Here is a 13,745-nt window from a genome sequence, read left to right on the forward strand (position 1 = left end):
ATGTCCGGGCCTCGGAACGAGAGTCGGCATGACGCCGCGCACGCTCGCCAAAAAACGCCCCGTCCTCTCGCCGAGGGCGGGGCGTTCGTGTCTCTGGCCAGCGGGAGGTCACGCCCTGGATACCGTTCTGTGGCAGTGGCAGACGCTATGGCCAGTCGGTACCGAGTCGCAGGGGGCGATCGAGGCTTGCTCTGAGGGGAATGACGAGCCAGGAGAGGCGTGGTGCGGTGGAGGCGCGAGAGGCTGGCGAAGGCGTCGGACTGCACCGGTGGAGCGGGCTCTGGATGGCAAAAGGCCGGGCAAGATGCCCGGCCTTTCTTGTGCCTGTCGTGGTCTGCGAAAGACGCGTATCAGGCGGGATTCTGCTCGATCCCCTGAACGTGCCAGGGCGCGCCGTCACGCAGCTCGCGCACCAGGTGCCAGGTCTCGTTGAAGGCGTTCTGCTCGCCGTTCTCGTCGAGGATGCCGTGGAAGAGCACGGTGGCCTCGGCCTGGGTGCCCACTTCCTGGATGCTGCCGAGCTCGGCGAACAGGCGCACGATCTCGGTGCGGTTGTTGGCCGGCTGCTGGTCGCGCTCGCTGCGCAGCAGGTTGTAGAGCTCGGGCGTGACGTAGTCCTGAATCTGGGCGAAGTCGTTGTTGTCCCAGGCGCGCTGCAGGGTCATGAAGTGTTCCTTGGCGCCGCCCAGGAAGCGCTCGCGGTCGAACCACTCGGGCTCCTTGGCGAGACCGCCGCCGAGTGAACCGGTGAAGGCCTGGGGCCGAGCCTGGGCCTGCTCGCGGGACTCGCGGGTCTCCATGCCGGGGCCGCCTGCCGTTGCCGGGCGCCGCTTGCGGGCGAACAGCCTGAACAGCAGGAAGAGCGCGCCGCCGATCAGCAGTATGTCGAAGAAGCGCAGGTCGTCGAAGGCGCCGCCGAAGAACAGCGAGGCCAGCAGGCCGCCGGCCAGCAGGCCGGCGAAGGGCCCGGCGAAGCGCGACAGGCCGCTGGACGGCTTGCGCTGGGTCGAGGCCGCGCCGGCGGTGCTGTTGGTGCGCGAGCTGGTCGCGCTGGGCGAGTCCGCCGAGCGGGAATAGCTGCCGAAGCTCTTGCCGCCGCCCAGGCGGCGAGCGTCGGCATGATCGACGGCGAGGCCGAAGCCCAGCAGGCCGACGACCAGCATGACGAAGAGTTGACGCATCGTGTGTCTCCAATGAATGTGGCGGGAGAGCCGCCGGGAAGAAGTGAAGGCATCATTCTATCGACTCAGCGGGTCACCGGCACCGTCTACCTTAGGGGAGCGTCGATGCGTCTTGTTCGAGAGAAGAGCCTGCTGTTGATCGTCGATCTGCAGGCCGGCCTGCTGCCGGTGCTGGACGGCGGCGAGCAGGCCGTCCGCGAGGCGAGCTGGCTGGGTGGCGTGGCCGAGGCGCTGGATGTGCCGGTGTGGCTGACCGAGCAGTATCCGGCGGGGCTGGGTGGCAGCGATCCGCGTCTGGCGTTCGAGGGCGCCCGGTACTGGGAGAAGACCCGCTTCGATGCCCATGGGGAAACGGCCTTCGCCGCGGCGCTGGCCCGGAGCGGGCGAGATCAGGTGGTGCTGTGCGGGGCCGAGGCCCACGTCTGTGTGCTGCAGACGGGGCTCGGGCTTCGCGCAGCGGGATACGAGGTCTTCTGGCTGGCGGAGGCCACGGTCAGCCGGCGGCGCGAGGAGGCGTCCCTGGCCCGGCGGCGGATCGAGCGGGCCGGCGCCTGGACGGTGAGCGCCGACATGGCGGCCTATGAGTGGCTGGAGCGCTGCGACGATGCCCGCTTCAGGGACGTGCACCGCCGCTTCCTCAAGCCGCGTTCACCGCGGCCACTGCGCTTCTTCGATTGAAGCGCGTCAGGGACGGTCCTGCTCGGCGCGGCAGAACACCAGGGTGTTGCCCTCGGACTCGGCGGCGCTGTAGCGATAGCCGGCCACGTCAAATTCCTTGAGGCCTTCCGGATCGTCGAGGCGCTGCCGGATCATCCAGGCCGCCATCAGGCCGCGGGCCTTCTTTGCGTAGAAGCTGATGATCTTGTACTGGCCGTTCTTCTCGTCCTTGAACACCGGGGTGATCACCCGTGCGTCGAGCCTCCTGGCATCGACGGCCTTGAAGTACTCGTTGGACGCCAGGTTGACCAGCACCTTGCTGCCGCTCTCGGCGATGGCTCGCTCGAGGGCCGTGGTCAGGGTCGGCTTCCAGTAGGCGTAGAGATCCTTGCCGGCCGGGTTGGCCAGCTTGGTGCCCATCTCCAGCCGGTAGGGCTGGATCAGGTCCAGCGGCCGCAGCAGGCCGTAGAGGCCGGAGAGGATACGCAGATGATCCTGGGCGAAGGCGTTGTCGCCCTCGTCGAAGGAGGCGGCCTCCAGCCCCACGTAGACGTCGCCCTGAAAGGCCTGGGCGGCGGGCTTGGCGTTGTCCGGCGTGAAGGGCGTCTGCCACTCGGCGAAGCGGGCCGCGTTGAGGCCGGCGATCTTGTCGCTGACGCCCATCAGCTCGCTGATCTGCTGCGGCGAGAGGTCGCGCAGGATGCCGATCAGCTCGCGGCTGCGGTCGAGGAAGTCGGGCTGGGTGGCCTGGGCCGTGGTCGCCGGGGTCTCGAAGTCCAGCGTCTTGGCGGGCGAGATCACGCTCAGCATGGGGCGCTCCTGTGCCTGGATAGATTCGGTCCGAGTATATCAGGCACGCCCGGGCGCCGGGGCTATCGGGCTCATAGCCCCGGCGCGGGGCCGGAGGCGGGAGGCGAGGCTCAGGGGCTGGGGTTGGGAATGCGCTGGTGCACGGCTTCGATGGCCGCGAGGACCTCGTCGTCGAGGCGCAGCGACTCGCTCGCCAGGTTGCTCTCCAGCTGCGCCATGCTGGTGGCACCGATGATGTTGCTGGTCAGGAAGGAGCGCGAATTGACGTAGGCCAGCGCCATCTGGGCCGGATCGAGGCCGTGTTCGCGGGCGATCTCGACGTAGGCCCGCGTCGCCTCGTCGGCCTGGGGCGTGTTGTAGCGCTGGAAGCGCTCGTACAGCGTCAGGCGTGCCCCCTCCGGCCAGGCGCCGTCGAGGTACTTGCCGGACAGCTTGCCGAAGGCCAGCGGCGAGTAGGCCAGCAGGCCCACGTCCTCGCGATGGGCGATCTCGGCCAGGCCGACCTCGAAGCTGCGGTTGAGCAGGCTGTAGGGGTTCTGTACCGAGGCCACGCGAGGCAGACCCTGGCGCTCGGCCAGCCGCAGTGCGTGCATCACGCCCCAGGGCGTCTCGTTGGAGAGGCCCACGGCGCGGATCTTGCCGGCCTGCACCAGCTCCTGCAGCGCCGACAGGCTCTCCTCGAGGGCGACGGCGTCCTCTTCGGCGTCGTGCTCGTAGCCGAGGCGGCCGAAGAAGTTGGCGCGGCGGTCGGGCCAGTGCAGCTGGTAGAGGTCGACGTAGTCGGTCTGCAGCCGGGCCAGGCTGGTATCGATGGCCTGGTGGATCTGCTCGCGGGTCAGTCGCGAGCCGCCGCGGATATGGTCGAGGCCCGGGCCGGCGGCCTTGGTGGCGATGATGACGTCGTCACGGGCGCCGCGCGCCTTGAGCCAGCTGCCGACGTAGGCTTCGGTCAGTCCCTGGGTCTCGGCCTTGGGCGGCACCGGGTACATCTCGGCGGTGTCGATGAAGTTGACGCCGAAGGCCACGGCGCGGTCGAGCTGCTCGTGGGCCTCGGCCTCGGTGTTCTTTTCGCCGAAGGTCATGGTGCCGAGGCACAGGCGGCTGACATCAAGGCCGGTACGGCCCAGGGGGCGGGTCTGCATCCGTTTCTCCTCATCAAGAGTTGGCAGTGCGTTGGCATGGTAGCGCCGGGGGAGCGATATCGTAAACGCCGAGGGGTTGAGTCACCGCCGGGGCGGGCGTATGCTGCGCATCCGCTGCCTGGGAGGAGCCCACAAGGCGGCCGATTTTTTTCCGTACAGGACGCCGGACACAGGGGTGTGCTCGACGTCATCAACCGACCTCCGGACGCAAGGTTGTTTGTCATGCCGCAGGCATCGTCACTGTTCACTCGGCTCGAGTACCATCTGGCGCGCCAGCTGTTCCATACCAGCTGGCTGCCTCGCTCGCCGCGCACGCAGCGCCTGACCATGCACCTCTTTCAGCGCTGCGCGGACGCCGGTCATCCGGCCGCCCTGTCGCTGTACGGCCATATGCTGTTTCGCCGTGCCGTCACGCCGCAGGACAAGGCCCGTGGTGCCCGTTACGTGCTCGAGGCCGCCCAGGGCGGGGATCTGCACGCCCAGTATCAGGCCGGGCAGATCTACGAGCACGGCTGCGCCCAGTACCCGCACCGCGCCGATCGCGCCGTGACCTGGTACGCCCGGGCCGGCGAGGCCGGGCATCGCCTGGCGGCGGAGCGCCTGGCGCGCGCCTACCGCGACGGCGAGCTGGAGCTGCCGGAGGATCCCGAGCGCACCGCGCACTGGACGGCGCTGGCCGAACGCAACGCCGCGCCGGTGGCGTCACTGGACAGCGACGAAGCCGGGACGCGACACTAGGATGATGGCGCCTCCTGCGGGGCAGTGACTTCGGCCGTCAATGACCGGCGGCCCTACATCATCAAGGACTCAGCAGCCCGTGACGTTACCGACACTGCTGGATATCGAAGCGTCCGGATTCGGACGCGGCAGCTACCCCATCGAGGTCGGCCTGGCTCGCGCGGACGGCAGCACCTGCGCCTTCCTGATCCAGCCCCTGGACGAGTGGACGCACTGGGATCCCAAGGCGGAACTCCTGCATGGCATCTCGCGCAATCGCCTGGCGCGCGAGGGCCATCCCGTGCGTCAGGTGGCGTGCTGGCTCAACGACGAGCTGGCCGAGATCGGCGTGGCCTACAGCGACAGCTGGGGCTACGACAACACCTGGCTGTCGCTGCTCTTCCATCACGCCGGCATGCTGCCGGCCTTCCGCCTCGAGGCCCTGCGCCGCCTGCTCAGCGAGGAGCAGATGGCGCGCTGGAGCGACATCAAGGAGGCGATCATCGAGGAGCGCGGCATCCATCGCCACCGCGCCGGGGAAGACGCCCTGCTGCTGCAGCTCACCTACCAGCGCACGCTGGAGATCGCCGACTGAGACGGCGGTGATGCCCCCGTGATGCGCTCGACCGCCCGGCCTTGTGCCGGGCGGTCTGCGTTGTGGGGGATGAACGTTGTGGGGGATGAAGGCCGGCTCAGGAGGCGGCGAGGCGTGCCTCCAGGGCGTCGAGCAGCGCCTCGGGCGCCTCGTCGGCGAGCAGGTCCCGGCGGGTGTGGGCGTTGAGGAAGCCGTGCTCCACGGTGCTGTCGAGGAAGGTCAGCAGCGGCGAATAGAAGCCGGCGGTGTCGAGCAGGCCGATCGGCTTGTCGTGCAGCCCCAGGTAGCGCCAGGTCCAGGCCTCGAACAGCTCCTCCAGGGTGCCGATGCCGCCGGGCAGGGCGATGAAGGCATCGCAGTGGGCGGCCATGCTGGCCTTGCGCTCGTGCATGTTGCGCACGCGGATCAGCCGCGTCAGCTCCAGGTGCGCCTGCTCGCGCTCCACCAGATGATCCGGCATCACGCCGACCACCTCGCCGCCGGCCGCCAGCACGCTGTTGGCCAGCTCGCCCATCATGCCCACGCGGGCGCCGCCGTAGACCAGCGAGTGGCCGCGGCGGGCCAGCGCCTCGCCCAGGTGCCGGGCGGCGGCGAGAAAGCGCGGGTCGTGGCCGTCCCGCGAGCCCAGGTAGACGCAGAATCTCGACATGGTGTCCTCCTCGAAGCGTGATCGTCGGCGGCGCGCCGACGCAAGAAGGGCGCCCTCAGGCGCCCTCGTGTGATGTCTCCATCGCTCGGCCGGCCGCTCAGGGCAGCAGGTCGATGACGCCGTATTCGGCGTCCACCCACTGGCCGATGACGTTGTGGCCGCACAGATGATGGGCGTACTGGGTGTGCAGGCAGCGCACCTGATCCCAGTTGGCGATGCCGCCGATGCCGCGCTGGCGCAGCACGTCGCCGTAGCCGCGACGCTCGACCTCGGCGCGCTGCGCCTCGTTCATGTGGCGCCAGCGGGCGGCCACGTAGTCCTCGTGGCTCCGGTGATAGGCGGCCATGAACTCGGGGTCCTCCTTGAGCCGCGCCTCGAGGGTCTTGATCACGCCGGCGGCCTCGATGCGCGACAGCTCGATCTTGAGCCGCTCGTCGCTCAGCCAGTAGAGCGTCGGGAAGGGCGTTTCGTCGACGATGGGCGCCATGCGCAGCACCAGCGGCGTGCCCTCGCCGTCGGTGGCGGCCAGGGCCTCGATGCCGCGGGGCGCGCGGCCGAGCTGCGCGGCGATGACGGCGAGCTGGCGCTCGTCGGGCTGGGTGTCAGGTTGAATCACCATCGTCGGGGTCGTCTCGTATGAACTTGGTCGAGCGTCCCACGGCGCGAAAGAAGGTGCGGTTGAGCTGCTCGGGGGTGGGCACGTAGTGCCAGTGCCGTTCGCAGTACTCACCGCCGCGCGCGATCAGGACATCGTAGAGGCGGTTGAAGGGCGCATCATAATCGTAGGGGTCTGCCCCGAACAAGCGGATATGCGGGTAGTCGGCGAAGCGCTCGAGGAAGAAGTTCTCCAGGTCGGCCTCGACGGCGCGATGGCGGGCGACGTCGTCGGGATCGAGCCAGAGGTCGTAGCGGATGGCCATGGGGACTCCCTTGGGATCGGTGAGGCGAATATGACTGGGACCGCAGGCGGTGGCGTTCGGCTCAGGCGCGGGCCAGGGGCGCGAAGGTCGCCGACAGCAGTCGCGCCAGATCGCCCGGGGCGAGGGCGAGTTCCAGGCCGCGCCGCCCGCCGCTGACGTGGAAGCGTGCCAGCGCCTCGGCGCTGTCGTCGATGAAGGCCGGCAGGCGTTTCTTCTGCCCCAGCGGGCTGATGCCGCCGACCACGTAGCCGGTGGCGCGTTCGGCCTCGACGGGCTCGGCCATCCGTGCCTTGCGGGCGCCGGCCGCCCGGGCCAGGGCCTTGAGATCGAGCTGGCCGGGGACCGGCACGATGGCCATCGCCAGCCGGCCGTCGTCGAGGCGGGCGAGCAGGGTCTTGAACACCGTCTCGGCGGGCAGGCCCAGGGCCTCGGCGGCCTCCTCGCCGTAGGCGGGACGGCGCGGGTCATGCTCGTAGCTGGCCGTCTCGAAGGCCACGCCGGCCTTCTCCAGGGTCTTGATGGCGGGGGTCATGCGTCCTGGGTCTCCGTATCCTGCAGGTGGGCGGCCAGCGCCTCGCGCAGCCCGCCCTCGATGGGCACCGCGCCCTTGGCCTGATGATCGTAGTGGACCAGCACGGTATGGCCCAGGTTGGCCAGCCGGCCCGACTGCCAGGCCTCCTGAGTCACGGTGAAGGAGCTGGTGCCGAGCCGGGTGAGATAGGTGCGGATCTCGATGTCCCGGCCGTAGAACAGTTCGGCCCGGTAGTCGATCTCCATCCGCGCCATGATCAGCCGCCAGCGGCCGGGATCGAGGTCCGGCGTGAAGAGCCTGAACAGGTCGTTGCGGGCCAGCTCGAACCAGGCCGGCAGGCGGGTGTTGTTGATATGCCCCAGGGCATCGGTGTCGTAGAAGGCGGGTTCGATGGTGCGCGTGAACATGGGGGTCCTCGTCGGTCGGGCCGAAGCGCTAGCATCGCCGCCGAGCAAGCGCTTGGTCAATGACGACATGAACCCGGCGTGAACGGCGTCGTCAGCCCCCGGCAAGGTGGGCTCTTCTAGCGTGGCAGGACGCCAGCTCCGATGCCGCGGGACGCGGCCGGAGCCGTGATCGGCCCGACGCCGTCGTCTTTCTGATTCACATGGGATGTGGAGAAAGCTCATGACCCTGTTTCGTTTCCTGTCACGCGATGCCATGGCCTCCGTGGTGGTGTTTCTTGTCGCCCTGCCGCTGTGCATGGGCATCGCCATCGCCTCCGGTGTGCCGCCCGCCAAGGGCCTGATCACCGGCATCGTCGGCGGCCTGGTGGTCGGCCTGCTGGCCGGGGCACCGCTGCAGGTCAGCGGGCCGGCGGCCGGGCTCGCGGTGCTGGTCTTCGAGCTGGTGAACCGCCACGGGCTGGCGGCGCTGGGCCCGGTGCTGCTGCTGGCGGGGGCCCTGCAGTGCCTGGCCGGGGTGCTGCGGCTCGGCGGCTGGTTCCGCATCGTCGCCCCGGCGGTGGTATCCGGCATGCTGGCGGGGATCGGCATCCTGATCGTGCTGTCGCAGCTGCACGTGATGCTCGACGCCGAACCGGCGGCCTCGGGACTGGCCAACCTGATCGCCTTCCCCGGCGCCGCCTGGGACGCCGTGCGGCAGGTGAACGGCAGCGGTGCGCTGATCGCCGGGGCGGTCGGCGTCGCCACCCTCGCCATCATGTGGCTGTGGGAGCGCTTCCGGCCGGCCTCGCTGCGCTTCCTGCCGGGGGCGCTGATCGGCGTGGTGCTGGTCACCCTGGCCAGCATCGGCTGGGCGCTGCCGGTCGATCGAGTCACGCTGCCCGACGATCTCGGCCAGGCCATCGACGGGGTCGGCTGGCAGGACCTCGGACTGCTGGCCGACCCGAGCCTGCTGGTCGCCGCCCTGGCCATGGCCTTCATCGCCAGCGCCGAGACCCTGCTGTCGGCGGCGGCGGTCGATCGCATGCACGCCGGGCCGCGCGCGAAGTTCGACCGCGAGCTGTCGGCCCAGGGCGTCGGCAACATGCTGTGCGGCGCGCTCGGTGCCCTGCCCATGACCGGGGTGATCGTGCGCAGCTCGGCCAACGTCCAGGCCGGGGCGCGCACCCGCCTGTCGGCGATCCTGCATGGCCTGTGGCTGCTGGCGCTGGTGATGCTGCTGCCCGGCGTGCTGCAGAGCATTCCGGTGGCCAGCCTGGGCGGCGTGCTGGTGTATACCGGAGGCAAGCTGGTGGACGTCCGGGCGATCCGCCATCTCGGCCGCTATGGCCGCACCCCGCCGCTGATCTATCTCGCCACGGCGCTGAGCATCGTGGGCACCGACCTGCTGACCGGCGTGCTGGTGGGCTTCGTCCTGACGCTGGTGAAGCTGGCCTGGAGCGCCTCCCGGCTGCGGGCCCGCTGGGAGACCGACGAGGACGGCGGCGTCGAACTGCGCCTGCGCGGCACCGCGACCTTCCTGAGCGTGCCCCGGCTGGCGCGGCTGCTGGGCGAGGTCGGCCCGGACACCCGCCTGCGCGTGTGTATCGGCCGGCTGCACTATATCGATCACGCCTGCGCCGAGCTGCTGGACGACTGGCGGCGCGCCGCACGCCAGCAGGGCGGGGAGCTGGAGATGGTCGGCAACGTGACGATGTCACATCGCGTCGAGGGTCGGCTGAGGCGCCGCGCCGTGGCCGCCTGAGTGGTTGGAAGAAGCGGCGGCCGGGAGGCGATGGCCGCCTCCCGGCCGCGTGGTGTCGCGAGCCGCCGTCAGGAGCCTGCCGTGGCCGTGCGGCGCTCGCGCCACCAGCGCTGCAGCCGGGTCCAGCCGAGCAGCCATAGCGTGGCCGCGGCGAAACCCAGCAGCGTGCCCGGCCACAGGCCCAGGCTATCGTAGTTCAGCGAGACCACCAGGGCGTAGCACAGCAGCGAGCCGAGCCCCGCCGGATAGTGCTTGATCACGGTGGCCGTGGGCGCGGCGCCCTGGGTCAGGTGCAGGATCACCAGGAACGGATACATGGTCACCGGGAAGGCCGCCATCACCCCGGCCCAGGCCGAGGGCACCACGTGGGCGAGGCCGGTGATCAGGAAGATGATGCCCACGGCGAGGCCGGCGCGCAGCGCCAGGGCGGGCCAGGAGAAGCCGCCCCTGGGGCTGGCCTTGATGTCCGGCACTCGGCGATAGAGCCAGGTGAACACGGCGATGGCGACCAGCGTCGTCAGGGTGCCGGTGACGCGATCGAAGTCGATCCGGGTCAGCACCAGGCTGGTGGCGAGCCAGCAGGCGAGCCCGGTCAGGGTGCCCAGCGCGATGCCCGCCAGGCCATCGCGACGGCCGCCGAGCAGGTAACCGCCGCCCAGGGCCAGGGTCGCGGTGAAGCCGGCCAGGGTATGCACCGCGCTCTCGGCGGCGAAGGCCGGAGAGAGCTCGAGGCCGATGAAGAACAGCGCGATGGCGGTGCCCAGCGGATAGCCGGAGAGCAGCCCGGCGACGCGGGTGCTGACGCGTTCGGCGATCATCGACAGGCCGAGCACCACGCCGATCGAGATCGCGAGCTTGGCCAGCTGCCAGGTGAGCGGAACGTCCATGTGATTTTCCTTATCCTAGAGGTATGTATCGTCGTGGAGAGGGCCATGGCCGAACACGATCTGTCGCCGCCGCCCCGGCCCGAGGGCTGCGAGCTGTGCGGCCGGCCGGCGCCGCTGACCAGGCATCATCTGATTCCCCGCGCCCTGCACGGCAAGGCGCGCTATCGGCGTCGCTTCGATCGCGCCGAGCGGCTGACGGCGATCCTGTGGCTGTGTCACGCCTGCCACAAGCACATCCACGCGGTGCTCGGCGAGCGCGAGCTGGCCGAGCATTATCGCAGCCGAGAGGCGCTGCTGGCGCATCCGGAGGTGCGTGCCTTCGTCGAATGGCTGGCCACCAAGCCGGCGGGCTTCAAGCCCAAGAAGGCCGCGCGCCGGCGCTGAGAGGGCGCGCGGGCGTCACGCCAGCCCGAGGCCCGGGTGGCCCGTCCAGGCCGCCTCCCGAGGGCATCGGCGCGGCGTCATACCAGGCGCAGGCCCTGACGGTCCGTCCAGGCCGCCTTGAGGGCGGCGTCCAGCGGTTCGCGCAGATGCTCGGGCAGGGCGTCGCGGGCGGCCTCGTAGCTGTCCGGATCGCGGTTGCGCAGCCAGCAGTAGGCCCAGGCGCAGGCCTCGTCATCGTCGACCGGCAGCGGCCGGGCCGGCATCTGCACCAGCAGGAACAGCGCGGTGCGCCCGGCCCACAGCGGCACCTCCTCGGGTGCCTCGGGGTCGGCCCAGGCGGTGAGGGTGGCGGCGTCGGGCGTGGCCGCGGGCTGGCCCAGTTTGGCCACCCGGGCGGTCTCGGCCAGTATCAGCGCCAGGCGGTCCGGCGAGTCGCGGCCGATGTCCTGCCAGCGGGCGATGAGGCCGGGCAGGCCGCGGCGTACCTTGGCATAGAAGCCGCCTTGCGGCATGGTTTCAGTCATTGTTCATGGCCTCTGGGAGCAGGAAACGCAATGGAGTTCGATTTTGCCACGCCGGTGGAGCGACGCCACCCGCCCGAGGGCGACTGGCCGTCACAGAAATGGCATCAGTACGGCGAGGACGTGCTGCCGCTGTGGGTCGCCGACATGGATTTCCGCTCGCCGCCGGCGGTGATCGAGGCGCTGCGCGCGCGGGTCGACCACGGCGTCTACGGCTACGGCCGGGTGTCGGACGGCCTGCGCCAGGCGCTGTGCGACTGGAGTGCCGCACACTACGGCTGGGACATCGAGCCCGACTGGCAGCTGTGGCTGCCGGGCGTGGTGCCGGCGCTGCACCTGGCCAGCCTGGCGCTCACCGAGCCGGGCGACGGCCTGCTGACGGTGACGCCGATCTATCCGCCCTTCCTGCAGGTGGCCGAGCGCACCGGCCGCCTGGCCCAGCAGGCCGCGATGCGCCCGCCCGAAGCGCCGGGCGACGACTGGCGGCTGGACCTGGACGCCCTGGAAGCGGCGATCACCCCCGAGACCCGGCTGCTGCTGTGGTGCCAGCCGCACAATCCCACCGGCCGCGTGTGGCGCGACGACGAGCTGGACGGCCTGGCCGAACTGGTCGAGCGCCACGATCTGATCGTGGTCTCCGACGAGCTGCATGCCGACCTGATGCTCGACGAGGGCGCACGGCATCGGCCGCTGGCGGCCGCCTATCCGCAGCTCGCCGAGCGGATCCTGACGCTTTGGGCGCCGTCGAAGACCTTCAACCTGGCCGGGCTGACCGCCGCCTGTGCCGTGATTCCCGACGCCGGCCTGCGGCGCCGTTTCGCGGCGATGGCCAAGGGGCTGCAGCCGGACGGCAACGTGCTCGGCCTGGTGGCCGCCGAGGCCGCCTATCGTCACGGCGATCCCTGGCGCCAGGCGCTGCTCGAGACCCTGCGCGGCCATCGGGCGCGGCTGGTCGAGCGCGTGGCCCGCTGGCCGGGGGTGGCGATGACGCCGCCCGAGGCGACCTATCTGGCCTGGCTCGACCTGCGCGAGGCGCCGGCGCTCAAGGACGTGGCCTCGCCCCAGCGGGCGCTGCTCGACCGCGCCGGGGTGGCGCTGTCCGACGGGGCGCCCTTCGGCCGGCCGGGCTTCGCGCGGCTCAACTTCGGCACCACCGCGGCGCAGCTGGAGGCGGCGCTGGCGCGGCTGGACGGCGTGCTGGGGGCCTGACGCGATGCCGCCGCCCTCCGGAGATGGGCGGCGGTTGGCGATCGGCCCGGTCCCGGCTCAGTAGAGCAGGGCGAACAGCTTGCGGCGGTAGGTGGCGGTCAGCGGATGGTCGTTGCCCAGGGCATCGAAGACCCGCAGCAGGGTCTTGCGCGCGGCATCGTCGCCGTAGGCGCGGTCCTGCTTCATCAGCGTCAGCAGCGCCTCGAGGCCGGCCTCGTACTGGCCGTCGGCCACCTGACGCAGGGCGCGCTGATACCGGGCCTCGCTGTCGTCGCGGCCTTCCAGGGCGGCCAGCGCCTCGCGGGAAGGGGCCTCCTCATCGAACTCGATGCTGGCGCGCACGCCGCGGGCCGGCGCGGCGTCGCGCTCCTCCGGCGGCAGGGCGTCGAGCAGCGCGCGGGCCTCGTCGGGATTGCCGGCGGCCACCAGGGTGCGGGCCAGTTCCACCTTGTAGGGGCCATGGTCGGGCCACTGCTGGGCGAGCTCCGAGTAGATCGCGCGGGCGGTCTCGGCATCGCCGGCCTCCAGCGCGGCGGCGGCCTGCTCCTCGGGGCTCTCCTGCACGCCCTCGGGCTCCGGGAAGTACTTGCCCAGCCACTCGCGGATCTGCTTCTCGGGCAACGCGCCCTGGAGCTGGTCGACCAGGCCGCCCTGGCTGATCAGCTTGACGTCCGGCACCGAGCGCACGCCCAGCTGGGCGGCGATGTCCTGGTTGTCGTCGATGTTGAGCTTGGCCAGCAGGAAGGCGCCGTTGTACTCGCGGGTCAGCTTCTCCAGCACCGGCATCAGGTTCTTGCACGGCTCGCACCAGGGCGCCCAGCAGTCGAGCAGCACCGGCACCTGCATGGAGGTCTCGAGCAGCTGCTGGATGTTGCTGCGGTCGACGTCGATGATCAGGTCATCGCGCTGCGCGGCCTGGCTTCCGCCCTGGGCGGCACCGGAGGCGGCGTCGGCCTGGCTGTCGGAGGTGAGCGGCTCACCGGTACGGGGGTCGACGATCGGCATGGTGATCTGGCCTTGAACGAAGTGTGTTTGGCCTATGTTATGCGGGCGAGGGGGTGGAGATTCAAGGCCGGCCGGCTGGGCCGGGTATGAACCGGTGGCCTTCCTGAGGTGATCAAGCGCCGAGCCCGACGATCGGGCTGATAATATCCGCAAAAACGAAAAAGGCCGATGTCCTGAGACATCGGCCTTTTTCTGATGTTTGGTAGCGGGGACCGGATTTGAACCGATGACCTTCGGGTTATGAGCCCGACGAGCTACCAGACTGCTCCACCCCGCATCAACGTGAGGCGTATTATACAGAGAACCTGACCTGCGTCAACCCTGCCTCGAGCCGTCGGCGGAGGGGTCGTGTTGTCCGCGGCTCCTGGTCCATACTCGAGGTCGGCTG

17 protein-coding genes and 1 tRNA gene are annotated in these 13,745 nt (G+C 70.4%); 6 read left to right on the forward strand and 12 right to left on the reverse strand.

What is annotated here, in order from left to right:
* Window positions 1-350: 350 nt before the first annotated feature.
* Window positions 351-1,181: a Tim44 domain-containing protein gene (locus UYS_RS0214915; protein ID WP_016856325.1), complete on the reverse strand. Its 831-nt coding sequence runs from the start codon at window positions 1,179-1,181 to the stop codon at window positions 351-353.
* A 105-nt stretch (window positions 1,182-1,286) separates the two neighbouring features.
* Here UYS_RS0214915 and UYS_RS0214920 point away from each other — a divergent pair, with 105 nt between their 5' ends.
* Window positions 1,287-1,859, forward strand: a complete 573-nt coding sequence (locus UYS_RS0214920) for an isochorismatase family protein (RefSeq protein ID WP_026068593.1) — start codon at window positions 1,287-1,289, stop codon at window positions 1,857-1,859.
* A 6-nt stretch (window positions 1,860-1,865) separates the two neighbouring features.
* Here the strand turns inward: UYS_RS0214920 and yaaA are convergent, their stop codons facing one another.
* Window positions 1,866-2,648 carry a peroxide stress protein YaaA gene (gene yaaA / locus UYS_RS0214925; RefSeq protein WP_016856327.1) on the reverse strand — a complete coding sequence of 261 codons (783 nt, stop codon included), beginning with the start codon at window positions 2,646-2,648 and terminating at the stop codon, window positions 1,866-1,868.
* Between the two features lie 110 nt (window positions 2,649-2,758).
* A complete protein-coding gene (locus tag UYS_RS0214930; RefSeq protein WP_016856328.1) occupies window positions 2,759-3,790 on the reverse strand; it encodes an NADP(H)-dependent aldo-keto reductase in 1,032 nt (343 codons plus the stop codon).
* A gap of 222 nt (window positions 3,791-4,012) precedes the next feature.
* Between UYS_RS0214930 and UYS_RS0214935 the strand changes: the two genes are divergently transcribed.
* The gene (locus UYS_RS0214935; RefSeq protein WP_016856329.1) at window positions 4,013-4,528 is read left to right on the forward strand and encodes a tetratricopeptide repeat protein; all 516 of its coding nucleotides are present in this window, start codon (window positions 4,013-4,015) and stop codon (window positions 4,526-4,528) included.
* 40 nt (window positions 4,529-4,568) lie between these two features.
* Window positions 4,569-5,102, forward strand: a complete 534-nt coding sequence (locus tag UYS_RS0214940; protein WP_051008843.1) for a hypothetical protein — start codon at window positions 4,569-4,571, stop codon at window positions 5,100-5,102.
* 97 nt (window positions 5,103-5,199) lie between these two features.
* On the opposite strand, the gene UYS_RS0214945 is transcribed toward UYS_RS0214940, so the two are convergent.
* From UYS_RS0214945 to UYS_RS0214965, 5 genes are all read right to left on the reverse strand, one after another.
* A complete protein-coding gene (locus UYS_RS0214945) occupies window positions 5,200-5,751 on the reverse strand; it encodes an LOG family protein (protein WP_016856331.1) in 552 nt (183 codons plus the stop codon).
* 97 nt (window positions 5,752-5,848) lie between these two features.
* Window positions 5,849-6,370 (reverse strand): DUF501 domain-containing protein, encoded by a 522-nt coding sequence (locus UYS_RS0214950; RefSeq protein ID WP_016856332.1) that lies wholly within the window; start codon window positions 6,368-6,370, stop codon window positions 5,849-5,851.
* The gene (locus UYS_RS0214955) at window positions 6,354-6,671 is read right to left on the reverse strand and encodes a hypothetical protein (protein WP_016856333.1); all 318 of its coding nucleotides are present in this window, start codon (window positions 6,669-6,671) and stop codon (window positions 6,354-6,356) included. Before UYS_RS0214955 ends, UYS_RS0214950 begins: the two co-directional genes overlap by 17 nt.
* Window positions 6,672-6,732: 61 nt before the next feature.
* Entirely contained in the window at window positions 6,733-7,203 is a 471-nt protein-coding gene (gene ybaK, locus UYS_RS0214960) for a Cys-tRNA(Pro) deacylase (RefSeq protein WP_016856334.1), read from the reverse strand.
* Window positions 7,200-7,610 carry an acyl-CoA thioesterase gene (locus tag UYS_RS0214965; RefSeq protein ID WP_016856335.1) on the reverse strand — a complete coding sequence of 137 codons (411 nt, stop codon included), beginning with the start codon at window positions 7,608-7,610 and terminating at the stop codon, window positions 7,200-7,202. The genes ybaK and UYS_RS0214965 overlap by 4 nt, the downstream gene beginning before the upstream one ends.
* A 220-nt stretch (window positions 7,611-7,830) precedes the next feature.
* On the opposite strand from UYS_RS0214965, the gene UYS_RS0214970 reads away from it, so the two are divergent.
* Window positions 7,831-9,351, forward strand: coding sequence for a SulP family inorganic anion transporter (locus UYS_RS0214970; RefSeq protein WP_016856336.1), 1,521 nt, complete (start codon window positions 7,831-7,833; stop codon window positions 9,349-9,351).
* 68 nt (window positions 9,352-9,419) lie between these two features.
* On the opposite strand, the gene UYS_RS0214975 is transcribed toward UYS_RS0214970, so the two are convergent.
* Window positions 9,420-10,238: a hypothetical protein gene (locus UYS_RS0214975; RefSeq protein ID WP_016856337.1), complete on the reverse strand. Its 819-nt coding sequence runs from the start codon at window positions 10,236-10,238 to the stop codon at window positions 9,420-9,422.
* Window positions 10,239-10,283: 45 nt separating this feature from the next.
* On the opposite strand from UYS_RS0214975, the gene UYS_RS0214980 reads away from it, so the two are divergent.
* Entirely contained in the window at window positions 10,284-10,622 is a 339-nt protein-coding gene (locus UYS_RS0214980; protein ID WP_016856338.1) for a hypothetical protein, read from the forward strand.
* A 77-nt stretch (window positions 10,623-10,699) separates the two neighbouring features.
* On the opposite strand, the gene UYS_RS0214985 is transcribed toward UYS_RS0214980, so the two are convergent.
* Window positions 10,700-11,134, reverse strand: coding sequence for a hypothetical protein (locus UYS_RS0214985; RefSeq protein WP_016856339.1), 435 nt, complete (start codon window positions 11,132-11,134; stop codon window positions 10,700-10,702).
* Between the two features lie 42 nt (window positions 11,135-11,176).
* On the opposite strand from UYS_RS0214985, the gene UYS_RS0214990 reads away from it, so the two are divergent.
* A complete protein-coding gene (locus tag UYS_RS0214990; RefSeq protein WP_016856340.1) occupies window positions 11,177-12,352 on the forward strand; it encodes a MalY/PatB family protein in 1,176 nt (391 codons plus the stop codon).
* A gap of 57 nt (window positions 12,353-12,409) precedes the next feature.
* Here UYS_RS0214990 and UYS_RS0214995 read toward each other — a convergent pair whose 3' ends face one another.
* Both UYS_RS0214995 and UYS_RS0215000 read right to left on the reverse strand, forming a co-directional pair.
* A complete protein-coding gene (locus UYS_RS0214995) occupies window positions 12,410-13,357 on the reverse strand; it encodes a tetratricopeptide repeat protein (RefSeq protein ID WP_016856341.1) in 948 nt (315 codons plus the stop codon).
* A 200-nt stretch (window positions 13,358-13,557) separates the two neighbouring features.
* Window positions 13,558-13,634 (reverse strand) — tRNA-Met (locus tag UYS_RS0215000).
* Window positions 13,635-13,745 lie beyond the last annotated feature (111 nt).

It is taken from the genome of Halomonas smyrnensis AAD6, from assembly GCF_000265245.1.
Lineage (GTDB): Bacteria > Pseudomonadota > Gammaproteobacteria > Pseudomonadales > Halomonadaceae > Halomonas > Halomonas smyrnensis.